General features: G+C 51.3%; 23 protein-coding genes and 2 riboswitches. Of the genes, 10 read left to right on the plus strand and 13 right to left on the minus strand.

Features of this window, described 5'->3' with window-relative positions:
* Window positions 1–515 precede the first annotated feature (515 nt).
* On the minus strand, window positions 516–1,355 hold the full coding sequence (locus tag PGL02S_RS25810) for a helix-turn-helix transcriptional regulator (protein ID WP_006207808.1): 840 nt from the start codon (window positions 1,353–1,355) through the stop codon (window positions 516–518).
* A gap of 154 nt (window positions 1,356–1,509) precedes the next feature.
* Here PGL02S_RS25810 and fabF point away from each other — a divergent pair, with 154 nt between their 5' ends.
* From fabF to PGL02S_RS25840, 6 genes are all read left to right on the plus strand, one after another.
* Window positions 1,510–2,751 (plus strand): beta-ketoacyl-ACP synthase II, encoded by a 1,242-nt coding sequence (fabF, locus tag PGL02S_RS25815; RefSeq protein WP_036644043.1) that lies wholly within the window; start codon window positions 1,510–1,512, stop codon window positions 2,749–2,751.
* 273 nt (window positions 2,752–3,024) lie between these two features.
* Window positions 3,025–3,537, plus strand: coding sequence for a sigma-70 family RNA polymerase sigma factor (locus tag PGL02S_RS25820; protein ID WP_036644145.1), 513 nt, complete (start codon window positions 3,025–3,027; stop codon window positions 3,535–3,537).
* On the plus strand, window positions 3,537–4,418 hold the full coding sequence (locus PGL02S_RS25825; RefSeq protein ID WP_036644044.1) for a DUF3298 domain-containing protein: 882 nt from the start codon (window positions 3,537–3,539) through the stop codon (window positions 4,416–4,418). The genes PGL02S_RS25820 and PGL02S_RS25825 overlap by 1 nt, the downstream gene beginning before the upstream one ends.
* A 45-nt stretch (window positions 4,419–4,463) precedes the next feature.
* Window positions 4,464–5,165 (plus strand): DUF4163 domain-containing protein, encoded by a 702-nt coding sequence (locus PGL02S_RS28955; protein ID WP_235187494.1) that lies wholly within the window; start codon window positions 4,464–4,466, stop codon window positions 5,163–5,165.
* A gap of 24 nt (window positions 5,166–5,189) precedes the next feature.
* Window positions 5,190–5,579 carry a copper amine oxidase N-terminal domain-containing protein gene (locus PGL02S_RS28960; RefSeq protein WP_235187495.1) on the plus strand — a complete coding sequence of 130 codons (390 nt, stop codon included), beginning with the start codon at window positions 5,190–5,192 and terminating at the stop codon, window positions 5,577–5,579.
* A gap of 341 nt (window positions 5,580–5,920) precedes the next feature.
* Complete coding sequence (locus PGL02S_RS25840) at window positions 5,921–6,916, plus strand: aldo/keto reductase (RefSeq protein ID WP_036644045.1); 996 nt, start codon at window positions 5,921–5,923, stop codon at window positions 6,914–6,916.
* Between the two features lie 93 nt (window positions 6,917–7,009).
* Here PGL02S_RS25840 and PGL02S_RS25845 read toward each other — a convergent pair whose 3' ends face one another.
* Window positions 7,010–7,645 carry a carbohydrate-binding family 9-like protein gene (locus PGL02S_RS25845; RefSeq protein ID WP_036644046.1) on the minus strand — a complete coding sequence of 212 codons (636 nt, stop codon included), beginning with the start codon at window positions 7,643–7,645 and terminating at the stop codon, window positions 7,010–7,012.
* A 195-nt stretch (window positions 7,646–7,840) separates the two neighbouring features.
* Between PGL02S_RS25845 and udk the strand changes: the two genes are divergently transcribed.
* Window positions 7,841–8,476, plus strand: a complete 636-nt coding sequence (gene udk, locus PGL02S_RS25850) for a uridine kinase (protein WP_006207800.1) — start codon at window positions 7,841–7,843, stop codon at window positions 8,474–8,476.
* A gap of 112 nt (window positions 8,477–8,588) precedes the next feature.
* Here udk and PGL02S_RS25855 read toward each other — a convergent pair whose 3' ends face one another.
* From PGL02S_RS25855 to PGL02S_RS25880, 6 genes are all read right to left on the minus strand, one after another.
* Window positions 8,589–10,934 carry a histidine kinase gene (locus PGL02S_RS25855; protein WP_036644047.1) on the minus strand — a complete coding sequence of 782 codons (2,346 nt, stop codon included), beginning with the start codon at window positions 10,932–10,934 and terminating at the stop codon, window positions 8,589–8,591.
* Window positions 10,935–10,936: 2 nt separating this feature from the next.
* The gene (gene kdpC / locus PGL02S_RS25860; protein ID WP_036644048.1) at window positions 10,937–11,566 is read right to left on the minus strand and encodes a potassium-transporting ATPase subunit KdpC; all 630 of its coding nucleotides are present in this window, start codon (window positions 11,564–11,566) and stop codon (window positions 10,937–10,939) included.
* A gap of 82 nt (window positions 11,567–11,648) precedes the next feature.
* The gene (gene kdpB / locus PGL02S_RS25865; RefSeq protein ID WP_036644050.1) at window positions 11,649–13,682 is read right to left on the minus strand and encodes a potassium-transporting ATPase subunit KdpB; all 2,034 of its coding nucleotides are present in this window, start codon (window positions 13,680–13,682) and stop codon (window positions 11,649–11,651) included.
* A gap of 22 nt (window positions 13,683–13,704) precedes the next feature.
* Window positions 13,705–15,384 carry a potassium-transporting ATPase subunit KdpA gene (gene kdpA / locus PGL02S_RS25870; RefSeq protein ID WP_036644051.1) on the minus strand — a complete coding sequence of 560 codons (1,680 nt, stop codon included), beginning with the start codon at window positions 15,382–15,384 and terminating at the stop codon, window positions 13,705–13,707.
* Between the two features lie 30 nt (window positions 15,385–15,414).
* Window positions 15,415–15,492, minus strand: coding sequence for a potassium-transporting ATPase subunit F (locus tag PGL02S_RS29160; protein WP_076151255.1), 78 nt, complete (start codon window positions 15,490–15,492; stop codon window positions 15,415–15,417).
* Between the two features lie 149 nt (window positions 15,493–15,641).
* A complete protein-coding gene (locus tag PGL02S_RS25880; RefSeq protein WP_006207795.1) occupies window positions 15,642–16,052 on the minus strand; it encodes a hypothetical protein in 411 nt (136 codons plus the stop codon).
* A gap of 128 nt (window positions 16,053–16,180) precedes the next feature.
* Window positions 16,181–16,349, minus strand: a riboswitch (cyclic di-AMP (ydaO/yuaA leader).
* Between the two features lie 551 nt (window positions 16,350–16,900).
* Window positions 16,901–17,071: riboswitch (cyclic di-AMP (ydaO/yuaA leader) on the plus strand.
* A gap of 129 nt (window positions 17,072–17,200) precedes the next feature.
* Between PGL02S_RS25880 and PGL02S_RS25885 the strand changes: the two genes are divergently transcribed.
* Window positions 17,201–17,668 carry a hypothetical protein gene (locus tag PGL02S_RS25885; RefSeq protein ID WP_036644053.1) on the plus strand — a complete coding sequence of 156 codons (468 nt, stop codon included), beginning with the start codon at window positions 17,201–17,203 and terminating at the stop codon, window positions 17,666–17,668.
* A gap of 23 nt (window positions 17,669–17,691) precedes the next feature.
* On the opposite strand, the gene PGL02S_RS25890 is transcribed toward PGL02S_RS25885, so the two are convergent.
* Window positions 17,692–18,612 (minus strand): proline dehydrogenase family protein, encoded by a 921-nt coding sequence (locus tag PGL02S_RS25890; RefSeq protein WP_036644055.1) that lies wholly within the window; start codon window positions 18,610–18,612, stop codon window positions 17,692–17,694.
* A gap of 442 nt (window positions 18,613–19,054) precedes the next feature.
* On the opposite strand from PGL02S_RS25890, the gene PGL02S_RS25895 reads away from it, so the two are divergent.
* Together PGL02S_RS25895 and PGL02S_RS28965 are read left to right on the plus strand one after the other, a co-directional pair.
* Entirely contained in the window at window positions 19,055–19,813 is a 759-nt protein-coding gene (locus PGL02S_RS25895) for a YpjP family protein (protein ID WP_036644057.1), read from the plus strand.
* A gap of 221 nt (window positions 19,814–20,034) precedes the next feature.
* A complete protein-coding gene (locus PGL02S_RS28965) occupies window positions 20,035–20,364 on the plus strand; it encodes a hypothetical protein (RefSeq protein ID WP_228029893.1) in 330 nt (109 codons plus the stop codon).
* A gap of 188 nt (window positions 20,365–20,552) precedes the next feature.
* On the opposite strand, the gene PGL02S_RS25905 is transcribed toward PGL02S_RS28965, so the two are convergent.
* The 4 genes from PGL02S_RS25905 to PGL02S_RS25920 are packed head-to-tail and all read right to left on the minus strand — an operon-like array spanning window position 20,553 to window position 24,504.
* Window positions 20,553–21,977: a serine hydrolase domain-containing protein gene (locus PGL02S_RS25905; protein ID WP_235187496.1), complete on the minus strand. Its 1,425-nt coding sequence runs from the start codon at window positions 21,975–21,977 to the stop codon at window positions 20,553–20,555.
* 57 nt (window positions 21,978–22,034) lie between these two features.
* Window positions 22,035–22,796 carry a polysaccharide deacetylase family protein gene (locus PGL02S_RS25910; protein WP_036644061.1) on the minus strand — a complete coding sequence of 254 codons (762 nt, stop codon included), beginning with the start codon at window positions 22,794–22,796 and terminating at the stop codon, window positions 22,035–22,037.
* A complete protein-coding gene (locus PGL02S_RS25915; RefSeq protein ID WP_006207789.1) occupies window positions 22,793–23,629 on the minus strand; it encodes a carbohydrate ABC transporter permease in 837 nt (278 codons plus the stop codon). The genes PGL02S_RS25910 and PGL02S_RS25915 overlap by 4 nt, the downstream gene beginning before the upstream one ends.
* On the minus strand, window positions 23,629–24,504 hold the full coding sequence (locus PGL02S_RS25920; protein ID WP_006207788.1) for a carbohydrate ABC transporter permease: 876 nt from the start codon (window positions 24,502–24,504) through the stop codon (window positions 23,629–23,631). The genes PGL02S_RS25915 and PGL02S_RS25920 overlap by 1 nt, the downstream gene beginning before the upstream one ends.
* Window positions 24,505–24,654 lie beyond the last annotated feature (150 nt).

Raw genomic sequence — 24,654 nt, forward strand, 5'->3', positions numbered from 1 at the left:
GGAGTGCTTAGGTGTTACCGGAGAAACAGAGACCGGGAGTTACGGGGTAACCATGGTTACCATGGTTACCATGGTTTCCAGAGTTACTGGAGTTACTGGGTTTCCGGAGTTACTGAGTTACTGAGTTACTAAGTTACCGGAGTTGCAGGGGTTACTGGAGTTACTAGTGTTACCGAAGTAACTGAGCTACCGTAGTTAATGGAGTATTGGGAGCTACCAGAGTTACTGGAGCTGCCGTAGCTTCCAAAGTTACCGAGGTTACTGGCGTTACCAAAGTTACTTGGCGTTACTGGAGTTACAGGATTCCCAGGGTACGGGGGTGCGGGGTTACGGAGTTATTCGAGTTGCCCGGGTTTCCAAAGCCACCAGAGTTACCGAGGTTAGGAGGTTCCGGAGCTACTGGTGCTACCGGAGCCACCAGATCTACCGAAGTTACCGGCGTTACCACAGCAACCTCACACCAACAATGGCCCCGCTGGACAATCACCAGCCAGCCAGACCACCACCCCCTCCGCTCACTTCTCCTCCATCAGCTGCCGCAGCTTCGCTTCCGTGGTCGTATCCGGCGCGGGTGTGTAGATGCTGCATCGCAGATCATCATTGCCGTACACCTTCAGCGACGTGAGTTCGTATACCATCTTCCCGGCTTTGGCATGCCGGAATTCCAGATGCACCTCCGGAGCGTAGCTGACTTGGCTCTGCTCCCACATCCGGTTGAAGTCCGGGTGCCCCTTCTTCATCTCCTCCAGAAAACGGTCATACCACTCATCCTCCACGTACTGCCCGTAATAGGTTCGGAACATGGAGAGGAAGCCGCTGGCGAACTGCTCCCAGTTCACCGCCAGCCGCTGGAACTCCCTGCGGGTGAAGAGCAGCCGGATCATGTTCCGCTCCTCGGGAGGAATGCGGTCAAAATCCAGGAATACATACGCGGCCGCCCGGTTCCAGCCCACGATGTTGCACATGCGATCCGATATCATGACCGGGCAGTACTTCAGCTCGGTGATGATTTTTTGCAGGGACGGGCTGATATGCACGGCCTCCTGCTTGACGGAGTAGGGCTCTGCCCCGCTCTCGAACGCAAGCGAATACAGGTATCTCCGCTCATCAGCATTCAGCAACAGCGCACTGGCAACACAGTCCAGCACAGACGAGGATACCTGAATATCGCGCCCTTGCTCCAGCCAGGTATACCATGTCGTGCTGACACCTGCCAGCTGGGCAACCTCCTCCCGGCGCAGGCCCGGTGTTCTCCTTCGGGTGCCGGAGGGCAATCCAACAGACTCGGGGGAGATTTTGGCACGCTGACCTTTCAGAAAAGCCGACAAGGCTTGAAGCCTGACTTGGGAATTCATAAGGTACGCCTCCTTCATCCAACTCAGGATAGCAGTATTTATACTAGGATAAACGATATCTTGTAATAGGATACTCTACGTGACATTATAACCTTAAGATTGACAAGTTATAAAGGCTTGCCGTTAGTAAAGTCTTAAAGGAGGCTGTTATTCCATGGAAAGAGTCGTTATTACCGGCATGGGTGTCATCTCACCGCTGGGAAATGATGTTGAGACGTTCTGGTCCCGGCTTGTTCGGGGAGAATCCGGTATTACACATATAGATGCATTTGACACATCGAGGCAAAAAGTAAAAATAGCAGGTGTCGTAAAGGAGTTTGATTCAAACTCGCTGTTCGGTGTAAAAGAAGCCCGGCGTATGGACCGCTTCTGCCAGTTTGCACTGGCTGCGGCAGATCAGGCCTTGCATAACGCCGGACTTGATCTTGACCAGATCAACCGGGAGCGCATGGGGGTATACGTCGGCTCCGGCATCGGCGGTATCCAAACCTTGATGAATCAGAGCGAAACGCTGGCTTCACGAGGACCTGAGCGAGTCAGTCCTACTCTGGTGCCGATGATGATTCCCAATATGGCGGCTGCCCTCATCAGTATTAAATACGGTGCGCTGGGCTCTACGCTAGCTCCGGTTACAGCGTGCTCGATCGGCAATACGGCGATTGGCGAAGCTTTCTTTAATATCCAGGCGGGACGGTCCGATGTCATTATCGCGGGAGGCTCCGAAGCGGCCGTGACCGATATCTCGCTGGCCAGCTTCTCGAATGCAACCGCCCTCTCCACCCGCAATGATGATCCCGGCCGAGCCAGCCGGCCGTTTGATGCGGCCCGGGACGGATTCGTGATGGCGGAAGGGGCCGGTATCCTCGTGCTGGAGTCGCTCTCCCATGCCCTGCGCAGAGGGGCCGACATTTTGGGTGAAGTAATCGGGTATGGGGCCGGCTCGGATGCCTACCATATGGTGGCAACCCCGGAAGACGGCAACGGTGCAGCCCGGGCGATGAAGCTGGCACTGACGGAAGCGAACCTCTCCCCTTCCGATATCGATGTCATCAGTGCCCATGCCACAAGCACAGTGATTGGCGACCGGTCCGAGACGGCTGCAATCAAGTCTGTATTCGGTGATGATGCCTACCGCATCCCCGTGACCGCCAACAAATCGATGACCGGACATATGCTGGGCGCATCGGGCGGCGTCGAGGCGATTGCCCTCGTGAAATCGTTGCAGGAAGGGGTCATACCGCCAACTATCAATCTGGATGCAGCCGATCCCGGATGCGATCTGGATTATGTGCCTAACGAGGCGAGATCGGCTGCGCTTCGGATCGGCATGTCCAACTCCTTCGGCTTCGGTGGACACAACTCGGCGATTGTTATCAGGAAATATGAGCATGAATAACAGCAAGAACCGAAGACCCCCGTACTGGAGCATTCGATCTCATCTTAAACTCCCTGCAGAAAACGGGGAGTTTCGCGGAACTCTGAGGCCCCAGTGAAACTGGGGTCTTTTTCTTGTTGCGACGGCTGAAGGGTTCGCTGAATAATGAGGCAGACGCTGTTTTTAAATTTTTTATGGAAAATCAAACTTTTTGAAGGACTTGCACGTCATGCATCCGTAAGTCAATTGCAATTGATGGTTACCCGCGCGGGCCCAAAGGAGTGTCATATTTACATGAGAGGCGGACGGAAGCTGGAGAAGCTTCTTATACAGTGCATAACCGAAAATCAGGATAGCGCCTATCGACTGGCATACAGCTACGTTAGAAACAAAGAGGATGCCCTCGATATCGTTCAGGACGCCATCCACAAAGCATTTTTATCCATAGAAAAACTGAAGCGAACGGGTTCATTAAAAAGCTGGTTTTTCCGGATTATTGTAACAACCTCCCTGGATCTCATAAGAAAACAGAAAAAAGTCCGCGTCATGGACGACGAGAACCTGGAGTTTGTATTACCCAGCAGCCATGATCATTATCCCAATCTGGATCTGGCCCAGTCCCTGGAGGAACTTCCCGACAAATATCGGGCCGTGATCATTCTCCGGTATTTTGAAGATATGAAAATCGAAGAAATCGCCGAAGTGCTTCATGAGAATGTCAGCACGGTGAAAACACGGTTATACCAAGGACTGCAGAAGCTGCGCGTGAATTTAAGTGAGGAAGATCAAGAGGAGGAACAACAATAATGCATGACAAGCTGAATAGGATGAAAGAACAGTACGAGAGCACTCCTATTCCTGATGAATTGACCTCGCTGGTTAACAGGACCATTGCAGCCAGGCGGAAAAAAAATAAAACCCTGCCCTGGCTCGCCAGCGCGGCGGCAGCATGCATTTTGCTGTTTGCCGGTGTGAACACCAGCCCAGTCCTCGCCCAAGCCATGTCGGATGTGCCGGTTCTAGGCAATATCATCAAGGTCATCACCATAAGGGAATATACCGAGCAGGATGACCAGACGAACCTGCATATGGAAACGCCGGGCATAACCAATCTGGGTAATGCGGAGCTGGAACAAACGTTGAATAACAAATACCTGGAGGAGAACAAAAAGCTGTATGACAACTTCAAAGACGAGGTGGCCCAGCTTCATAAGGAAGGCGGCGCGCATCTGGGACTCGACAGCGGCTATGAGGTTATCACTGACAATGAACAACTGTTGATCCTTTCGCGCTATATCGTCGAAACGGCCGGCAGTTCAGCCGAATCCAGACAATACGATACGATCGACAAAATCAATCAGATGGTGATCACGCTGCCAAGCCTGTTCAAGGATGACCGTTATATCCAAACCATCAGCGACAATATCAAGGAACAGATGCGCCAGCAGATGCAGGATAGCCCGGATATCGTCTACTGGGTAGAGCAGCCGGGCGTGGAGCCTGAAATACCGGAGGATATTTTCCAGTCCATCGCTAAAGACCAAAACTTCTACATTAATCAGGACGGAAAACTGGTCATCAGCTTCAATGAATACGATGTCGCACCCGGCTATCTGGGCGTTGTGGAATTTACGATTCCAACGGAAGCCATCGCAGCCGGGCTTGTCAGCAACGAGTACATCCGGTAGATCACACATGGTAGATATCCATTCATAAAACAGGAGGTAATAACAATGAAACATACAACGACCCCGTTGACCAGAACCTTGGCGGCTGCCGGATTAGCAGGCATTCTCATGATATCCGCTTCAGGGCTGCCGTCCAGCCACGTCCATGCCGAAACCCGGACTGCAGCGAGTACGGATCAAGCAGAAACGCCGGCCATAACCCCACCACTCGTGACATCCAAAACGCTGCAATCCAAGGAAAAGTGGCTGGAAACCGACATCAAAATCCCTGTATTCCTGGGTCTGGCCGACACCAAATATCAGGAGCAGCTGAACGACATCATCGAATCCCACGCTTCCAAGGATATGGTCAAATGGGAGAAGGAAGCGGCAGAAACAGCCGCCAGTGCTCAGAAGAACGGCTATACCATGCGCCCTTATCAGCTGACGATCACCTATGAGCTGACTTCGGATGGCACGGATGGCGACTTGATCTCCCTCAAAGTCATTACAGAGGGCATGGGAATGAACAATGGCGACCCCCGCGTGGATACGTACAACTTCCGAAACGAAGCCGAAGCACAGCGTGTGACGCTGGAAGACCTGTTCGGATGGGATTACAAAGCCATTGTGGATCAAGCGGTCAAAACAGCGATTGCGGCAGATCAAGAGAATTACTTCCAGCATGAGGACGGGTTCCAGGGCATCGATGCCGGGCAAGCCTTCTATGTTTCAGGAGGAACCGCCTATATCGTGTTCCAGAAATAAAGCATCGCACCCGGGGCTGCAGGCATGCCGGAATTTGCCGTGAAGCTGCCTGGTCAAGGTCAAACAACGGAGGAACAAGCAGCTGCAGCTGTGATGAAATCAGGCGTTTATTATAAGGATAACAACGGCAAAATCATGGTTCCGGCAGCTCAAGTACTGCGCCAGCTGCACTTCGACGTCAAGTGGAACGGCAAGAACAAAACCGCCGAGATTTCCAAGGGAGCCGTCTGGAGTGCGGTGACTCTGAACAAGGATGCTTACTCTTTTGGCAAAATGGCCCCGCGCCCGCTCGGCTCTGCTCCTGAAATGAAAGGCGGCCATGTGTATGTTCCGCTGGTCTTCCTGACGGATATTTTGCATCTACAAGCCAAGCAAGACAAGCACGGCGACATTACGGTGACAGCAGCGCAATAACTTTTTATGCTGATCTTATGTCATTAGCTTCCATCCAACTGCACGGCTGCTCCTCAGCCAGAACACCATGCCACAGCACATACAGAGGCCCTCTCAATCCCTTGAGGTGGGCCTCTTTTCGCGCTGTGCGATGGGCGGATGGCGGTTAGCCCTGCGACCTGCCAGCATGACACCATGGTGATTGTGCAGAAGCTCAACCATGCGTTTTTTTTACGAAAGCGTCATAAGCAATAAGCATTCAGAGGTATTCCTTCACCTGTATACCGGCTTGTCATCTCTGCATAAAAGGTCGATAATGGAAGCAGATTTCTATCGTACTATGGGATTGAGGAGGGTATGGGATGGAATATGTCTATTTGGGAAGAACCGGACTTGAGGTATCCCGCCTTTGCCTGGGAACCATGACTTACGGAGACTGGGATTTGGACGAGAAAACCTCGCTTGGCATCATCGACCGTGTGCTGGATTCCGGCATTAATTTTATCGATACTGCGGATACCTATGGCAAAGGTACGAGTGAAGAAATTATAGGCAAAGCCATTCAAGGACGCAGAGACGATGTTATCATCGCGACCAAATTCAAGGTGCGGACCGCCGAAGGACCGAACGGAGAAGGAGCAAGCCGCTACCGTATCATGAAACAGGTTGAGGCAAGCCTGAAGCGGCTGAATACGGACTATATTGACCTGTACCAAGTACATCGGCCCGATCCGCATACGCCGCTGGACGAGACTCTGCGTGCGCTCGATGATCTGGTTACCCAAGGGAAGGTAAGATATATCGGCTGCTCGAATTTCGAGGCTTGGCGAATCGTTGAATCCCTATGGACCAGCGAAAAAATGAACCTGGAGCGTTTTGTCACCAATCAGCCTTCGTACAGCATCTTCAACCGCTACATCGAGCAGGAAATCCTGCCGGCTTCACAGCGTCACGGGTTGGCTACACTGGCCTATTCCCCGCTGGATGGCGGCTGGCTCTCCGGTAAATACCGGGCCGGGCAGCCGCTCCCGGACAACTCGCGCGGCGAGCGCATGGACATGGATTCACCTGATAACCGCGCCAAGTTAGAGAAGGTCGAGCTGCTTGCCCAGCGGGCGGAGGAGAAGGGAGTCAAGCTGGGACAGTTTGCACTGGCATGGCTTCTGCAGCGCAACATTGTTCCTGTTGTCGGTATCCGTAACGAGCAGCAGCTTGCAGATAACCTCGGTGCGCTGAAGGTGCAGCTGACCGAAGAGGATTTGAAGCTGGTCGACCAGGTATCACCAAGTCCATACCGTGACTTCTCCCAGGACGGCAGCTTCTGGTTTACCGAGCCTCGGGCCTACCGGTTCAAGTAAGCCTGTCCATCCAACAGTCGGCAAACATATGAAAAGCCGCAATCGCAGATACCATATATCTGCGATTGCGGCTTTTTGAGTTACAGCCTCATGCTATAGATCATCAACAAACTCCAGCTTCCCGAACCGGGCAGGAATATGGTAATTCACCTCTCCAGTTGGACTCCATGCCTGATATTCCCGGATGCCTTGAGGGTCTTCGTCGATCCGGTAAAAATTCACATTCCAGCTCCGCCCCCTCTGTGGAGGATTACCGAAGTTCATGGCAGGAATTGTAATCTCGCAAACCCAATTTCCCTGCTCGTCATGATCGACCGAGGTCACAAGACCGGTTAGATCCCACTTGATATCGCTGGTCGTAATCGACTTCCCGCCGTCGTTGCGGATAAGGGCATCAAATACAACATTGTTCGGGCTAACCTCAAGCTCTATGTATTCCTTTCCACTCCCGGCATCATCCACGAACAATTCCACAACATCCTGTTCATATAGCGGCTCATCCCTGTGAAGATACTCGGATACCATGTAGGAATCCTGACAAACAAATTGCACATAAAAATATTCAGGACTCCAGCAGGCACGGACCTCGGTTGCTTCTTTCACGGCCTGCCCGGTCACCGTATCGCGGAGAACAACCGCTTCATAGCGACTCCAATCGATCTGTTCCCGTTCCTCTCCCTGCCTGGTGAATGAAGCCGGCCTGCATGGATAAACGGCGGCATTGTGCATGATAACCCCTCCACAAAATTCAATTGCAACTCATCTCTCTATGATAATTCATACCCGTTGGGTTCACCATGCCATGCCAGGAATAAAAATTTTCGGAAAATCCCAGCTTTTGCTCTATATCCCCATAGTGAAAAAAAGCGCATGCTGTGCTACAATATTAAAATTGCAAACTCTAGGGAGGGTTATGGATTCGCCATGCTCATAATTGGTATTGCCGGCGGCACCGGATCGGGCAAAACGACGGTTGCCCGCTCTGTCATTGACCGTCTTGGTTCAGATAAAGTGACTTTCATTTCGCAAGATAACTATTACAAGGATCATAAAGAGCTCAGCTTTGCGGAACGCGAAGCGATCAACTATGATCACCCGTTCGCCTTCGACAACGAGCTGCTTATCGAGCATCTCGGCATCTTGAAGGGCGGGGAGCCCGCTTATGCACCGGTCTATGATTTTACTGCACATGCCCGCTTCACGGATCAGACCCTTGAGCTCAAGCCAAACAACATCGTTATCATTGAAGGACTTCATGTGCTGTCAGACGAGAATCTGCGCAAGCTGCTTCACATTAAGGTGTTTGTGGATACCGATCCCGATGTGCGCCTGCTTCGCCGGGTCGTTCGTGATATTGAGGACCGCGGCCGGACCATCCAGTCGATTCACAATCAATATCTGACAACGGTCAAGCCTATGCACGAGGCGTTTATCGAACCCTCGAAGAAATACGCCGACCTGATCATTCCGGAAGGTGGAGAGAATGAGGTTGGCATTCGCCTGCTCTCCATACTGACCGAGAAATATTTGACCGGCGATCACACATTGTCAGGAGAATAGCCCCGGCACGCGCGCCCTATAAATCTCCCCATAGGGAGACGTCAATAACGCCCGCATTCCTGTTGCTTACAGGTCTGTGGGCGTTTTGGCGTTTATCTTTTTCCCTAAGCGATTAATTCCCTGACGGTTTGGGCTCGTTCGTGCACGGATCATAATCGGCAACCACCAGCACATCCATATGCCTTGCATATCTCAGCAGGCTTCGGATCGATTTCCGCTCGGCGTACAGCTTCCATCCCGTGATCTTCGGCTGACCGATGATCAATTGGGTAGCCTTCGCCTCATCAGCCGCCGCGACCCATTGGGATGCAACTTCACGCGCCTTCCCTCTTCTTACAGGCAGCACGCAGAATGTTCCTCCAAGTCGTTCTGTCAGCGTTTGAAGAGCCGTTAAGCGTTTGGAGTCAGCACGGGATGAATGCGCACGCCCCTCCTGAAGGAGCGTCACATACCAGGCCGCCTTCAGCCGATGGGCAATCCGGAAGCCGCGGCGGATGAGCCGCTCCCCCTGAGGTCCGCTGCCAACCATAACATAGATAACCTCCTCGCGCCGCCACGGTCCCCGAAGCGAGCTGCTTCGCTGCCATGACTCCAGCCTCTCATCCACATCATCTGCAATTTCCCTCAGGGCCAGTTCCCTTAGAGCAATCAGATTTCCCGTCTTGAAAAAATGGCTGAGCGCCTGGTGGATCTTCTCCGGCGCATAGATTTTGCCATCCTTCATCCGCTGCTGCAGTGACTCCGGCGTGACATCGATGAGCTGAACCTCGTCCGCCAATTGCAGAATATGGTCCGGAACCGTCTCGCGGACACGCACACCGGTAATTTGCTCCACCGCGTCATTCAAGCTCTCCAGATGCTGCACATTCACGGTCGTAATAACAGAGATGCCAGCCGACAGTATATCCAGCACATCCTCATATCGCTTCCTGTGCTTGCTTCCGGGAACGTTTGTATGCGCCAGTTCATCCACCAAAACCACATCGGGCCTTTGGCGGATGATCTCATCGGTATCCATCTCTTCAAGGCGTGAGCCCCGGTAATCCATCACTCTTCGTGGAAGAACTTCCAGTTCACCGACCTGTAAAAGCGTATCCTTCCGCCCGTGCGTTTCCAGCAGTCCGGTAAGAACCGTCAGTCCCTTTTTCAGCAGATCATTGCCCTCCCGCAGCATCGTATACGTCTTGCCTACACCCGGGGCTGCACCGATATAGACTTTGAACCGCCCCCGCTTGACCTGCTCGATCTTCTGATCCAGCTCCTGTTCATTCAAGCGATGAAACGATTCGGACGAACGCTGCGGTGGATGAATCTGAGCCGGGATGATTCGTTCTCCGTCATGCGCTGCCCGGTCCGCTACGATAAAAATATCAATCCCGCGCGTTTTCTTAAGCAGCTCCTGAATCATCGATCCCTGCCGCAGCTCCTGCCAGGGGGTCTGCTTCGAGTGTCCCAGCACAATACGGGTGACATGATGCTCAAGTGCATATTGAACGAGTTCACCTGGCAGCTCCCTTCGTGAATGAAGGGGCAGTTCTTCCAGCTTGGCGCCAATCCGTTCCGCAAGCTTCAGCATGGAGCGCTTAAAAGCCGCCTGTTCCTTCGTAAGCTCCTGCTTCTGATTCACAAACGTTACCGCCAACAGCTCGCCGTTCAGTCTCTTCGCAATCTGCTGACCGCGGCGCATATAGATGGACCCGTTCCAATGGTACTGGGTGGACACCAGTATCCGCTCATCGGCCCCCGATGGGCCGATGAGTCCCTGTTCCTTGCGGTACCGCGCAAGCGAGTTGTTCACGCCCTCTGCAACAAGACGGAGGGTAAGCTCCCGAAGCACGGCCAGATTGCCCTGCTTCCATATGCCTCCCCCCGCAAGCAGGCCTTCCTGTGCCCGATCCAGCATCGTTTCAGGTGTTACATCAATGAGCACCACCTCATCGGCGGTCTCAAGGGTATCAGCGGGCACCGTATAACTGACCTTGATGCCCGTCAGCTTGGTGGCAATGCCGTGCACATCCTCAAGCTCATACACATTCACCGTCGTGATGACACTGATCCCCCGGCTTAACAGGCACTTTATGTCCTCCAGCCGTGTGGCATGCCTTGCCCCTCTCCGGTTCCGGTGGGCAAGGCCATCCACAAGCACGACCTCCGGATTGCGCTTCAGCAGCAGATCCAGATCGAGATCCTTCTTCTCTACGTCGTTCTGAACCCAATGAATGCTCGGCACCCGTTCCAGATCCTGTGCCTGCTCCACCGTCTCCGGACGCTGCATTGTGGATACGGCACTGATGACAACATCAATGCCTTGCTGTCTCAAGGTCTGCCCCTCGCGAAGCATATGATAGGTTTTTCCCGAGCCGCTCACGGCCCCGATATACACTTTGAGCCGCCCCTGGTGGAGCTTCGAGATGGACCTTAAAATTTCCTCCGGCGATTTTCTCCGAAAGTGATCCATCGTCAGCTAAGAAGCTCTCTGAGAGCCAAGTTCAGCTTCAACACATTCACGCGCGGTTCACCGAATACACCTAAATCCCGTCCTTCCGTATGCTTCTTTACCAGCTGCTGAAGCTCCGCTTCCGGAATTTCGGTCAGCTTGCTGATCCGTGGAATTTGAATATCCGCTGCTTGCGGCGAAATGTGAGGATCCAGTCCAGAGCCGGAATTCGTTACCAGGTCCATCGGGAGCTCGCTTACCGGAACGTCCGGATTATTCTCCTTCCATGCCTCAATCGACGCCTTTGTTCGATCGATCATCTCGGGATTGGAAGGTGCATAGTTATTGCTGCCTGAGCCGGCTGCGTTGTATTCGATGCTGGACACCCTCCCATGGAAAAATTGCGGGTCCGTAAAGTTCTGGCCGATCAGTTCCGAGCCTACCACCTTGCCGCTCTCATCCGTAATCAGGCTGCCGCCGGCTTGCTTCGGCATCAGCAGCTGCGCTGCACCTGTAGTGACCAGAGGATACAGAACTCCGCACAGCACAATGAATACAAGACTTGCTCTAAGCGCAATGCCTACGGAGACGCGAGCGTTGCCCGCCTCAGCATGAGGCGTGGACGTTGACGATGTTTGCACAGGATTATTCATTATTCTTCGACCCTTTCTTTCATATCTACCTTGTATAATCAACCTTTGGTTTATCTCTATATACCCGGTTTAACCAACACGCCTAAATCCATAGGTGGACAATCATGTCAATCAGCTTAATCCCGATGAACGGCACGATCACGCCGCCTAATCCGTAGACAAGTACATTACGCTGCAGCAGCTTCGATGAGCTCATCGGCTTATAGGCGACACCCTTCATCGCAAGCGGAATGAGCAGCGGAATAATGATCGCATTGAAGATCAGCGCGGACAGGATGGCCGACATAGGGGAACCGAGTCCCATGACATTCAATACGTTCATGCTTGGAATAGCAGCTGCAAACATGGCGGGAATGATGGCAAAATATTTGGCGACATCGTTCGCAACGCTGAACGTGGTCAGCGCGCCTCTTGTCATCAGCAATTGCTTCCCGATGGCAACGACCTCGATAATCTTGGATGGATCTGAATCCAGGTCCACCATATTGGCCGCCTCCTTCGCGGCGGTGGTACCGCTGTTCATCGCAAGCCCGACATCGGCCTGTGCAAGGGCCGGCGCATCGTTCGTTCCGTCACCGGTCATGGCCACCAGCTTGCCTTCGGCCTGTTCTTTTCGAATGACGGCGATCTTATCCTCCGGCTTGCTCTCTGCGATGAAATCATCCACTCCCGCTTCGCGGGCAATCGTCGCTGCAGTCAGCGGATTATCGCCTGTACACATAATGGTCTTAATGCCCATCCGGCGCAGCTGTTCAAACCGTTCCTTCATTCCCGGTTTCACAGTGTCCTTCAGGTAGATCAATCCATAGATGCGGTGATCCACAGCCACAGCCAGCGGGGTTCCTCCCTCCGTAGCAATTGCATCACTGTTTGGCGTCAAGTCCGGAGGTATGGAGCCTCCTTGAGACAGCACCCAAGCCTTGACGGCATCCACTGCACCCTTACGAACTTTTCGGCCATCCTTCAGGTCCATGCCGCTCATTCGGGTCTCTGCCTTAAATTCGATGAATTCGGCTCCCGCCGTCATACTCTCATCCACCTCAAGGCCTTCCTTCTTCAACAGCTCCAGAACGGAGCGGCCTTCCGGCGTTTCGTCCAGCAGCGAGCTGACCGCTGCCCACTGGGCAACCGATGCCAGCGTTTCGCCACGGGCCGGGATCAGTTGACTTGCCATCCGGTTGCCAAACGTAATGGTTCCGGTCTTATCCAGGATCATTGTATTAATATCTCCGGCCGCTTCCACCGCTTTACCCGACATCGCCAACACATTGAACTGGGTCACCCGGTCCATGCCTGCAATCCCGATGGCCGACAGCAGCCCGCCAATCGTGGTCGGGATCAAACATACCAGCAGCGAGATCAATACCGGGACAGACAGCTCGATGCCAAGATACTTGGCAATCGGAGCGAGTGTAACCACAACGATCAGGAAGATCAGGGTCAACACAATCAGCAGTGTGTTCAGCGCTATTTCATTCGGCGTCTTCTGCCGCGAAGCTCCTTCAACCAGTGAGATCATTCGGTCAATAAACGATTCGCCGGGATCGCTGGTAATCCGGATTTTGATTGTATCGCTGACCACCCGGGTTCCCCCGGTGACCGAGCTGAAATCGCCGCCTGCTTCTTTGATCACCGGCGCGGATTCTCCCGTAATGGCAGATTCGTCGACAGATGCCAGACCGGCGATGACCTCTCCGTCACCAGGGATCATCTCGCCCTGCGTAACCACCACGATATCCCCTTTGCGAAGATCGGTAGACGGCACGGACTGAACCCCTCCGCCTTCCATCACTTTATGGGCGGTCATTTCTTTCTTGGATTGCTTAAGAGAATCGGCCTGAGCTTTACCCCTGCCCTCGGCAAGGGCCTCGGCAAAGTTCGCGAACAGCAGCGTAAACAGCAGAATCACAAACACCGTCAGATTGAATCCGGTACTGCCTTCTGTACCGAAATAGGATGGAAACAGTGTCATGAGCAGAACCACCAAGGTTCCGGCCTCCACAACAAACATCACGGGATTTCTCATCATGAAAGCTGGATTCAGCTTGATGAAGCTGTCCTTCAGCGCTTGATTGACCATTTCTTTGGACATCACTTTGGTTCTCGTATTATTCATGGTAATAGGCCACCTTTTCTAATTAACGGATCGTCAGATGCTCAGCAATCGGGCCGAGCACCAGCACAGGCAGGAAAGTCAATGCGCCGATGATCAGAACCACCGCGAGGAGAATGCCGGCAAACAGCTTATTGTCTGTTCGGAACGTCCCGAGTGTCTCCGGTACCCATTGCTTCCGCATCAGTGAACCGCCGACCGCCAGCAGAGCGATCATCGAGATATAACGGCCGAACAGCATGACGAGCCCGGTTGTGATGTTCCAGAACAGCGTGTTATCTGCAAGTCCTTCAAACCCGGAACCGTTATTGGCTGCGGATGACGTGTATTCGTACAACACCTGTGAGATGCCATGGAAGCCGGCATTGGTAATGCCCGCCTGCCCGGCATCCGTCATCAGGGCAAGCGCCGTCGGAGCCAAAATGATAAATGGGTGCACCAGAATGACGATGGCGATCAGCTTCATTTCCCGCGCTTCTATTTTTCTGCCCAGAAATTCAGGCGTTCGCCCAACCATAAGCCCGGCCAGGAACACAGCCAGTATCGCATACATGAGCATATTCATCAGTCCGACGCCTTTTCCGCCAAAAACAGAGTTCAGCATCATCAGGGACAGCGGCGTAATTCCGCCAAGCGGCGTGAGTGTATCATGCATGTTGTTAACTGAACCGGTCGTAGCCGCCGTCGTCACTGTAGTAAACAGCGAGGACTGGGCGATCCCGAACCGGACTTCCTTACCTTCCATGCTGCCTTGAGATGCATCAATCCCCAGTCGGTTCAGTGCCGGATTGCCGTTTGATTCAGCGGCATAGTTCAGAGACAAGAAGCCGATGAACAAGGTCATCATCACAGAGAATATAATCCAGCCCTGCTTGCGGCTCTTGGCAAACAAACCAAATGTATACGGAAGCGCAGCACCGAGGCTCCACATGCACAGGATCTCAATCACATTGGTCAGAGGGGACGGATTCTCAAACGGATGGGACGAATTGACCCCCATATATCCGCCGCCGTTGGTGCCCAGATGCTTGATCGATTCAAGAGCAGCCACCGGACCTACCGCAATTTGCTGCTCGCTTCCTTCCATCGTGGTCACGCTGAGCGCAGGCTTCAGGGTCTGAGGCACCTGCAGGGCGACCAGCACCATTGCAATGATGAAGGCCGCCGGAATGAATACCCGGATATGAGCCTTCACAAAGTCCTCGAAGAAGTTGCCGACGGTTGTCCCCTTACTGGTCACTGCCCGGATAAAAGCGATGGCCACGCACAGCCCGGTCGCCGCCGATGTAAACATCATCATCGTAATGACAGCCATCTGCGCAAAATAGGATAGCCCCGACTCTCCGCTGTAATGCTGCAGATTCGTATTGGTCATAAAGCTGATGATCGTATTGAATGACAAGGTTGATTCCATATTATCGATTCCGTTCGGGTTGAACGGCAGTACCTTTTGCAGCCGCAGAATCAGGTAGCCTGAAGCTACCAGTATGATATTCGTAATGACAAAGCTGAGAGCATACCCTTTCCAGGTCATCCCCTTGCGGTCTTTCAAGCCAATCAGTGCAAATATCGGCTTCTCTGCCCAGGAGAACCATTTATCGGTTCGGTTATCTTCATTGCGAAATACCTGATATAGATAGGTTCCGAGCGGCTTAACCAGCAGCAGCAGAACCAGAATAACGATGGCAATTTGTATAATGCCCATGACGAGTGCCTTCCTCCTTCAGCGGTTCCCCTAGAATTTTTCAGGGTGAACCAGCGCATAAATCAAATACAGAAAAATAAAGAGCGTACATACCAATAATATGATCACAGCTGATCAGCCTCCGGTTCTGAAACCACGCGTCCACACCAGGACATAAACAGCATGAACAGTCCGTAGGTCCCTCCTAATATGAGCACCATATAAAAATCCTGCATAATCCAATCCTCCACGAACCGTATTTGGCATTAAATCTGCAACTAGCTGACAATGGACGAAATCAGGAAAGATACCTGATGATGGTTCGTATGAAGCACCACATCGGCGCCCAGTCCCTTATATATCAACCGCGGATTGCTGGAGTGGGTAATGACGTAAATCGACTTTGTTGTCCATGTCCGGCAAATCCGCAAATAGCGGCAGCACAGATTCAAGCTGCTTTCGAACAGAAACACCTTGCTGACAGGAAACTCGGGAATGATCCAGGTTGACTCGTCTCTGGTATCAATCAGAATAATGTCTTTGCAGCCCAGTTCCATCATCCTCTCCTGCTCGGCCCGATTGTTGGCTATAGCTGCAAACGAAATATGTTTGTACATCAACTGGCGGATAAATTCCTCCCCGGCCTTATTCGGGGCGGATACCAAGATGAAATCCTGCGGTTTCTCCATGTGTTTCTCCTCCTAAGTTTCAGAAAGAGAAGGCAACAAAAAGAAGCCTGCGGGAGGAGAAGAACTCTTCCCGCAGGCTTCTTATTCATCCACGGTGAAATACACCGTGGCTAAAGTCCACGACAATCGTTGCCTCTCTCGATACGCTTACGAGGTTAGCTGACGGATTCGGGCGTGAGAGTCGCCCTACCCATAGACCGTTATCTTGTCTATGGGATTCACCCCTGAGAGATCAAGTTCATCTCCCGACTGGTTCCCCCGTTCCTTTTCCATTCAAGGACTCAGCGAAAATTGAAAACGAGTAGCATGTTATTCAATTAGCTATTGACTTATATTCCAAGCCTGGCAGAACTGTACAGCCGTCAGAGTCAAGCCGTGAGAGTCGCTTGACCCTGAGCCTCTGGAAGACCCATGGTGCCTTCGCCGAGGTTCTCATTCATAAAGGAGCACCGCAGCTCTCACACTGCCTTGTATCCTTATGAATCTTATCGACCGGCTGCCGCTGTGCCCTGCTCTTGGAATCATCCGTCAATTCATAGTTCGTATCATACGTCCGGCCGTGCGGGATGTAAATGAGCTCAGAAACACGTGTGGCTGAATGTGGAACAAGATCTAACCAGTATGTCTTCATTATCTCTCGAATACTGCTTTATACTATGTATTTCTCTTGTTTTCTCGAATTTATCGCAATCCATCGAGATACTGAGATTTTGCCATGATAATAGATGACAATACCAAATGTACACGTTTTCTTTTACGGATTTCATCGATTTTCGGAATGTATGCGTCAAATACGGTCATTTACTTTTGGCTGCCTCCGGCGTATGATTCATCCATCTATTCGAAACACACGTTATACGCTGAGCTCCCGACAGATCGGGAGACGGGGGAACCAATATCACCGATAGGACTTCTGTTGGTGAATGGGGTGAATCCGCGATGCCTGACCAGGCATTGTGGTAGGGCGCTCTCAAGCCCGAATCCGTCAGCTAACCTCGTAGGCGCGTTATTGAGAGAGAACACGATCCAGCCAAGCTAAAGCGGCCGCTTCATCGGCTGCTAACCGGAAAAAGGCCTGGAGAGCGGGGTTTCTCTGCTCACCAGGCCTTTTTGTCTTGCATATAACATCTTATAAGGGAGCGTAGATCATGACGAAACTCATCGAAGTCGAAGCAGCGCAGGCGACAGCCATCCAAACAGCGCCAACAATATGTGAAGAGCCCATCCGCTATATGGAGATGTTCCGTTTCGACTGGGGCTCGGCTGAACGCTTTATCCCCTGGAGCGATCGAAGCTGGAACTGCGGCTTGTTCAAAATCAGCTGCGGAGAAGCAGCCGGTTATGCGGAATATGCCCTGCCGAGCACGAGAGAATTCGCAGATCTGGTCCGCTGGGCATCTGTATTTGCAAGGCTGCGGGGCATGCCCGTGACTGAGGCCATACGCTATGCTCAGAAGCAGCAGCAATGGGGATCCGCTCGGATGCTGCTCGCCGTATCGGCGTTAGCCGATCTGGAGGCGAACCTGCACCAGCATGTAACTCGCGAACGCCTAGGCAGCCTCCCGCTGGAGCGGTCCTTCCTGATGGATTGCTCGCAAGCTTATTATTTCTTTTAAGGTAAGGGCGGTGTTCACACCCCTCACTTGAACATATTTTTCAGCACCATCATGAGGTTAGCCGGCTTTTCCGCCAGCCGCCGGGTGAAGTACGGGTACCACATCGTCCCGTAGGGCATATAACAACGGATGCGATAGCCATCCTCTGCAAGCGCAGCCTGATCGTTCATTCGCAGCCCGTACAGCATCTGAAATTCGAAATCCTCTTTCTCTATGCGGCTCTGCTCGGCAAACACCTTGACCCAGTCGATGATATTGTCATCGTGCGTGGCAATCGCAGTGTACGCTCCCTGATCGAAATGCATTTTGATCAATTTTTTATAGTTATCGATCACTTCGCGTTTCTGCTGAAAGGCGATGGTTCCGGGCTCTTTATATGCCCCCTTTACCAGGCGCAGATTGACCCCCGCCTCCATCATGCTTCGCACGTCTTCCTCCGTGCGGAACAAGTAGGCCTGCATCACGGTGCCCACATTGGGCAGCCCCTCCTTATGGAGCCGCAGCGTCATATCGATTGTCGCCTGGGTATATGGCGAATCCTCCATATCCAGACGCACGAAATTGCGAAACTCTTTCGCCTTTTTCACCACCGACCTGATATTCTCGTAAGCCTTCTCAAGGTCCAGTACCATGCCCATCTGCGTCGGTTTCAATGACACATTTGACTGCACTCCCCGCTGTGCGATTCCCTCCACAAGCTTCAAATATTCCTCGCGGTATTCGGCCGCTTCGTCCAGCGTCGTAATGCCCTCCCCCAAATGATCCAGCGTGACGAGAATGCCCTTCGCATTGAGCCTCTCGATTTCATCCAAGGCCTCATCCAGCGTATTGCCGGCAATGAATCGGCCTGCCAATTTCCTTCCGTATTTGATCGACAGCCACTTCACGAGTTTATTGCCGGACACCGTCAGGATCACTTTGCGGTAAAACTCGGTTCCGTCCATGCATGCGCCCCCTTTGTAAGGTAAACCAAATGCACCCTCTACCTTAACTCATATGCAAAAATCATGACGGCATGCAGGAAGACATACATATCACGCAGGCAATGGCCGTGTCGGAGCGATTCTGGCTTTCCGGCATGCAAAGAAACCTCTCCATTACGATAGTGGAGAGGTTTCTTTGCATGCCGAAGATTCTTTTATTGAGCATTTTAAAATCATTATAGTTCCGATTGATTTTTCGATTTGCAGACAATTGAAGTAGAAAAGTTCGCCATATGTAAAAGAGATAACTGTAAATATTATAATATACCATTTTTACTATTATAAATTCATAATCACACTATTTTTTTAGAGAAAACACAACTTTTTTCATTTGTTAAATTTTAGGATTTTAATATATATTATTCGTGTTAATTACAAAAAATAACAGTAAGGGGTTGATTTTTTGAGTTTTTGGGGAGTAATTAAAAAAGTAGCCGCTTTTTTGGCTTTGGTAATGTTATTAAATACGGTATTTGCAGCAATTACTGTATCCGCGCTTCCTGCACATAGCGAACTGCAAAAGACTCAAGAGGAATTAAAACTATCAGAAAGCGAGATTCAAGAACTTCTATTATTTATTCAAGAACATTCTACAAGCATAGAGGAAGCAATCCAAACAGACAACAATTTAAAATTAAAAATGGAGGAATACGACGAGTACAGCAAAGAATTTGCCTTGATACTTGCTTTTGCAGATATAGCAAATAGTCAGACCTCAACGATTAGTCACTTGTCAGATCCCAGTATTCAGAGTGAAATTTCACCGGCGATTTGGCCTATTGTTTGGGCGGTTGTTGCTGCTATAATAAAAGCAGCTGTAAAAAAGAAGATGGGAAAGAAAATCCAGCAGCAACTCGGTGATCGTTTCGAAAGAGAAGTTTGGCCTCAAATAGAGCCTGGAATTAAAGCGCAATATGAAAGATATGGTTATACTAGAAACAAAGGACCTGAGTTACCTTCCGCACCGAACGGGATTAATCAGGGCGAGCAAATTATTTCTTTATTTGGTCAAGATGGTACAGAATATTTGAGACTAGATGTCTTTACTTCCCAATCAAGAAATCATACTCGGTGGCACTATCATACAAAAGATGATTGGCCTGATCATAAAGGAAATATTGATTTATACCATAATTCACTTCCAAAGTGGGGTTCAGAGTAAAGTTGCATAAGAGACGATTTCTATTAACGTTTGGTCGAAATTTAGACCATAGTAATATCGACTACTTGGTAAAAAGCCGATTATCCAGGTATAAGGGCGGAATCCAGAAAGATTATTTTAATACCGTTCTTAAAAAGGGCGCCGAAGTTATTCTAAACTACCAGATTATCGATACGAATTTTGATCGAATATCGTCCAGGTATTATTTGGACGACTTTCATTTGACGGAAGCTCAAAAGAACGGCTTCCTGCTTTCATTAAGCAAGCTGAAAGGCACCCATGTCTGGTGCGATCCTAGGATTCAAGGTCATGCGTTCTGTGTAGTGGGTGATATTGAGTTCAGTTTTTATGTGTATCGGTCACTTGAAGGCCAGGAATACCGCTTTCCTCAATACTACAATCATGACGGTAACGCTGATATTATTGTACATTCTCAGCTGCCTAAAATGCCCGAAGAAGAACAATATTTGTGCTTTCCGACTGATTGGAGCCTAGAGGTCAAAGATGAAATAACGATCAAATGGATACAGAAGCTGATTAATTGTAGTTAACGATACTCTAAACCCAGCCGACTCGAACCAAGAAGGTATAAGATATACTGAAAAAGCTGAACTAGCATCATCTAGTTCAGCTTTTTACATAATTTCAGTCTGTTAAAGACCAGGTTGATTAAACTTTAGCCCATTGTCTGATGACGACCACATCATAGCCGTTTGGAGAAAAGCAAAAATTACATGTTCTACGCCTTGGCCTTGCCGTTAATCTCCCGGACCACCTTGCCCTCAAACGATTGGTTCATCCAGTAGGCGAGATGAATTCCCCCCTCATCGAAGGTACAATCCGTGGTTAAGTAGAACGGCGTCTCCGTCAGCCTGATCGTCAGTCTCAGCGTCTGGTCGTTCCAGGTCATGGAGGCGGCATAGTCGTTATCCTCCAGCATGATCAGCTTCGTGGTTCCTGACTTCCACTCATTGCGGCCAAAGGCAATCGAATTCGTGCCGTCTTCCCCCACAAGCTCCATTACAGCGCCATCTTCTTCGAACCGAATGGAGATCGAATGCAGCTTATCCTCATTCTCCTCCAGCTCATACACAATTCCGGTAATGTCCTGCTCAATCGGGGAACGCGCTTCTTCCCTTGGGGGATCCAGCTTGAGCTCTTGCAGCACTCCGGCAAGAGAGGACTCGGCCCCCGTGTCAGCCGGCAGCTTATCAGGTCCCATGGCAGGCAGCAGATGCTCCCATACCACGTCCAGCACTTCCTGCATGTCCCCAAGGCCGGAGGTAATGGCGATGACCGCATCCTGCTCCGGCAGCACGACGCAGAACTGGCCGAATGCGCCATCACCTCGATATCCTCCATGACGGCACATCCAGAATTGATAACCGTAGCCTTCGGTCCAATCCGATGTGGAGTCCGCAGGTCCGTTGAATATCTGCTTCGAGGTTGCCTCTTCGATCCAGTCTTCCGGAATCAGGCGGCGGCCTTCCCACACCCCCTTTTGAAGGTAGAGCTGACCAAACTTGGCGATGTCCTCGGTCTTCACCTTAAGCCCCCATCCACCGGTATTGATTCCCTTCGGACAGCTTTCCCAGGTGGCTCCATGTATGCCAAGCGGTTCGAACAGACGGGGCTGCAGATAATCCAGCAGCGTGATGCCGGTTACCTTCTGCAGAATAGCCGAGAGCATGTAAGTCGCTGCGCTGTTATAGACAAAATGGGTTCCAGGTTCATGCTCGACTGCTTGTTTGAAAAAATCATCTACCCAGATATCGGACTGCATGGCAGGCTCCTGGGCATGTCCCGTTCCCATAATAAGCAAATCGCGTATCGTCATGGCGGACAGATTTGGAGATGGTTCCTCCGGCGTATTTTCCGGAAAGAATCCGATCACCTGATCCTCCAGCGTGACCCGGCCTTCCTGGACCAGAAGTCCAATCGCGGTAGAGGTGAAGCTTTTGCTTAACGAGAAGAGCATATGCGGCTTGTCCGCCTGATACGGCTTCCACCAGCCTTCCGCTGCGACATGCCCGTGCCGCACCAACATGAAGCTGTGCAGCTCAAGCTCCTTCTCCTGAATCGATGCGATAAAACGCTCAATAGACTGTGATGAGATTCCTTGGTTTTCGGGGGTACTTCTTGGCAATAACGGAACCGTATTCATGTTCATCTCCTCCGCCTCTCCCTGTATTAACAAGATACATTCATCCGTACGCTTCCATTATACACCGGATAATGGAACCGCTTCATCATATCGAATCGCACGAAAGCCCCGTCGTTCGCTAATCTCATTCAAGTCCTCCCGTGCAAGAAAGGAAGCCTCCTCATTACGCCCGCGCGCCAGTTGCTCCCCATCCACTTGAGCATTGCCGCACTGCACCATTTCCTCCGAATACAGTGCCGGATGGGACAGGAAGAAGTACTGGTCTTCCGTCAGACCGCCAAGCACCCTTTCAAACGAATCGGCGCCGTCCGGGACACCACCCGGGAAGAAGTTGTAGTAATCGCGATGGTTGATAAGCCCCTTCGCTTCAATCCAGCGGTCCAGCTCTTCCTGCAGCCCGGGTATGAAACGTTCCGGCAGCATATGAGAGTCCGCATAAGAAATCTTGAATCCTGCTGCGGTCAGTTTATTGAGCTGTGCTTCGCATTCCACGATAATCTCCTGCAGTGAAGGCGGGTGATCCTGGAACAAGATCGGGTCCTGATAGAAATATCCGGCCCGATCGACAAGCGAAGGAACCTGTTCCTTCGCGGCAACAGGTCCCCAGCGTACGTTATCCCACTCTGCATTCAGCGTCATATGAAACCCGAAGCAGATGTCCTTGCGATGCGCCAGCAGCTGCGCGGCCTCGGCTAGATAGGGGCCGGGCGCCATAATGGACACATTTTTAATAAAACCGGCATCCACACTTCGGGCAATCGCAGCATTGGCTGAACGGCTGGAAGCGTAATCGTCCGCTCTCGTGATGATCCGCCTCATTTTACCGCACCTGCTGCAATCCCCTTGATGATGTATTTCTGCGCAAAAATATAGAATATAACCACCGGGATAATGGTCAGTGTCAGACCTGCCATCGCCTGGTTCCACACAATCGTGAATTCCCCGAAGAAGTAGAAGGTGGAGAGCGGAATGGTCCGCAGCCCTTTGTCGGACAATGTCAGCGATGGAAGCAGATAGTCATTCCACAGGGCGATGACATTCAGGATGGCAATCGTCACACTGATGTTCTTCAGCAGCGGAAACACAATTCTCCAGAATACACCTAGTTTGGAGCAGCCATCGAGCGTTGCCGCTTCCTCCAGCGCCACCGGCACGGATTTAATGAAGCCGTGGTAGAGAAAGACCGCCATGCTCGAAGTAAAACCGATATTCATATAAATCAGACCCTCATGGGTATTAAGCATCGGAATGTGAAGATTGCTGCGAATCCAGTCCATGACCTGCATCAGCGGCATCATCAGCGTCTGGAACGGAATCAGCATCGTTGCCACAAATGTGAAGAAAATGACTTTGCTCAGCTTGTTATCCGTACGCACCAGCATCCAGGCCGTCATGGAGGCGAGCACGATGACAATGACAACCGAGATGATGGTGACATAGAGCGAGTTGCCCAAAGCGGTGAAGAAATTCATCTTCTCCATCGCCGATTTATAATACTCGAAGCTGAAGGAGGAAGGCAGCGCAAGCGCATTCTCATACAGCTCTGCACGATCCTTGAACGAGTTAATCAGCATGAGGAAGACCGGGGACAAGAAGACCAGTGCAAAGAGGAACAGCAGAATGTCGAGCAGCCATTTACCTGATTTCTTCATTACATCTGCACCTCTTTTCTCTTCGTGATGATGACTTGCGTCAGCGTGAGTCCAGCAACAATCAGGAAGAAGATGATCGCTTTTGCCTGACCTAAGCCATAATTGCCGTAAGCAAAGATCTCATTGAAGATATTCATCGCAAACATCTCTGTCGCATTGCTCGGTCCGCCCTTGGTCAGGGACAGATTGACATCATAGATTTTGAACGCACCCGACAAGGTCAGGAACAGACAGATCGTGAAGGAAGGCATCAACAGCGGGAACACAATGCTCTTCAGACGCTGCCACAGACTTGCGCCATCGACCTTGGCCGCTTCCATCAGCTCATCCGGAATCCCCTGGATTCCCGCGATATAGATGATCATCGTATAACCTGCCAGCTGCCAGGTGAACACCGCAACGATGGCATACAACGCAAACTGCGGATGCAGCAGCCAGTTAAAAAACACACTGCCGAGCCCTGTTTTCTCTCCCAAGAAACTGAAGGCATCCGTAAAAATAAACTGCCAGATGTAACCCAGGATCAAACCGCCGATCAGGTTCGGCATGAAAAACATCGTCCGCGCCGCGTTTCTTGAGCGGAGTTTTGTCGTAACGAGCAGTGCAAACCCAAGCCCCAAAATATTGACGCAGACCAGCGCAAGCAGCGTGAATTGAACCGTATGCCAAGCCGATGACAAGAATCGGTCGTCCTGGAACAGCTGAACGTAATTGTCAAACCCTACGAATACTTTCGGATTGGCCGGAATACCGTCCCAATTCACAAAAGAGTACACAATACCGATAATGAACGGGATGATGACAACCGTCGTGAAAATAAACAGAAGCGGCACCGTAAACAGGGCAAACCAGGCTTTGTCCTTTCTTTTGCTCATAATCCATACCTTCTTTCCGTTCCGGATGATTCCCGCGCGGGCGGCATCAAACCTTGAATTCGTGTTAGAAAAAAAACAAAAGCCTAACGCTCTTGGATCATCAGAACGTCGGAGGCTAGGCTTTCGTTTTCATGGAATTGTTATTTCACT

The organism is Paenibacillus glucanolyticus NBRC 15330 (assembly GCF_004000885.1).
In the GTDB taxonomy this organism is placed as follows: domain Bacteria; phylum Bacillota; class Bacilli; order Paenibacillales; family Paenibacillaceae; genus Paenibacillus_AQ; species Paenibacillus_AQ glucanolyticus.

Coding starts and splice junctions, on each gene's coding strand:
- kdpB (WP_036644050.1), bottom strand. CDS start 13,682: ATGAATAATACGAGAACCAAAGTGATGTCCAAAGAAATGGTCAATCAA.
- PGL02S_RS25880 (WP_006207795.1), bottom strand. CDS start 16,052: ATGGAGAAACCGCAGGATTTCATCTTGGTATCCGCCCCGAATAAGGCC.
- PGL02S_RS25840 (WP_036644045.1), top strand. CDS start 5,921: ATGGAATATGTCTATTTGGGAAGAACCGGACTTGAGGTATCCCGCCTT.
- PGL02S_RS25890 (WP_036644055.1), bottom strand. CDS start 18,612: ATGGACGGAACCGAGTTTTACCGCAAAGTGATCCTGACGGTGTCCGGC.
- PGL02S_RS25910 (WP_036644061.1), bottom strand. CDS start 22,796: ATGAGGCGGATCATCACGAGAGCGGACGATTACGCTTCCAGCCGTTCA.
- udk (WP_006207800.1), top strand. CDS start 7,841: ATGCTCATAATTGGTATTGCCGGCGGCACCGGATCGGGCAAAACGACG.
- PGL02S_RS25810 (WP_006207808.1), bottom strand. CDS start 1,355: ATGAATTCCCAAGTCAGGCTTCAAGCCTTGTCGGCTTTTCTGAAAGGT.
- PGL02S_RS28955 (WP_235187494.1), top strand. CDS start 4,464: ATGAAACATACAACGACCCCGTTGACCAGAACCTTGGCGGCTGCCGGA.
- fabF (WP_036644043.1), top strand. CDS start 1,510: ATGGAAAGAGTCGTTATTACCGGCATGGGTGTCATCTCACCGCTGGGA.
- PGL02S_RS25845 (WP_036644046.1), bottom strand. CDS start 7,645: ATGCACAATGCCGCCGTTTATCCATGCAGGCCGGCTTCATTCACCAGG.
- PGL02S_RS28960 (WP_235187495.1), top strand. CDS start 5,190: ATGCCGGAATTTGCCGTGAAGCTGCCTGGTCAAGGTCAAACAACGGAG.
- PGL02S_RS25905 (WP_235187496.1), bottom strand. CDS start 21,977: ATGAATACGGTTCCGTTATTGCCAAGAAGTACCCCCGAAAACCAAGGA.
- PGL02S_RS25885 (WP_036644053.1), top strand. CDS start 17,201: ATGACGAAACTCATCGAAGTCGAAGCAGCGCAGGCGACAGCCATCCAA.
- PGL02S_RS25915 (WP_006207789.1), bottom strand. CDS start 23,629: ATGAAGAAATCAGGTAAATGGCTGCTCGACATTCTGCTGTTCCTCTTT.
- PGL02S_RS25855 (WP_036644047.1), bottom strand. CDS start 10,934: ATGGATCACTTTCGGAGAAAATCGCCGGAGGAAATTTTAAGGTCCATC.
- PGL02S_RS25820 (WP_036644145.1), top strand. CDS start 3,025: ATGAGAGGCGGACGGAAGCTGGAGAAGCTTCTTATACAGTGCATAACC.
- PGL02S_RS25825 (WP_036644044.1), top strand. CDS start 3,537: ATGCATGACAAGCTGAATAGGATGAAAGAACAGTACGAGAGCACTCCT.
- kdpC (WP_036644048.1), bottom strand. CDS start 11,566: ATGAATAATCCTGTGCAAACATCGTCAACGTCCACGCCTCATGCTGAG.
- kdpA (WP_036644051.1), bottom strand. CDS start 15,384: ATGGGCATTATACAAATTGCCATCGTTATTCTGGTTCTGCTGCTGCTG.
- PGL02S_RS25920 (WP_006207788.1), bottom strand. CDS start 24,504: ATGAGCAAAAGAAAGGACAAAGCCTGGTTTGCCCTGTTTACGGTGCCG.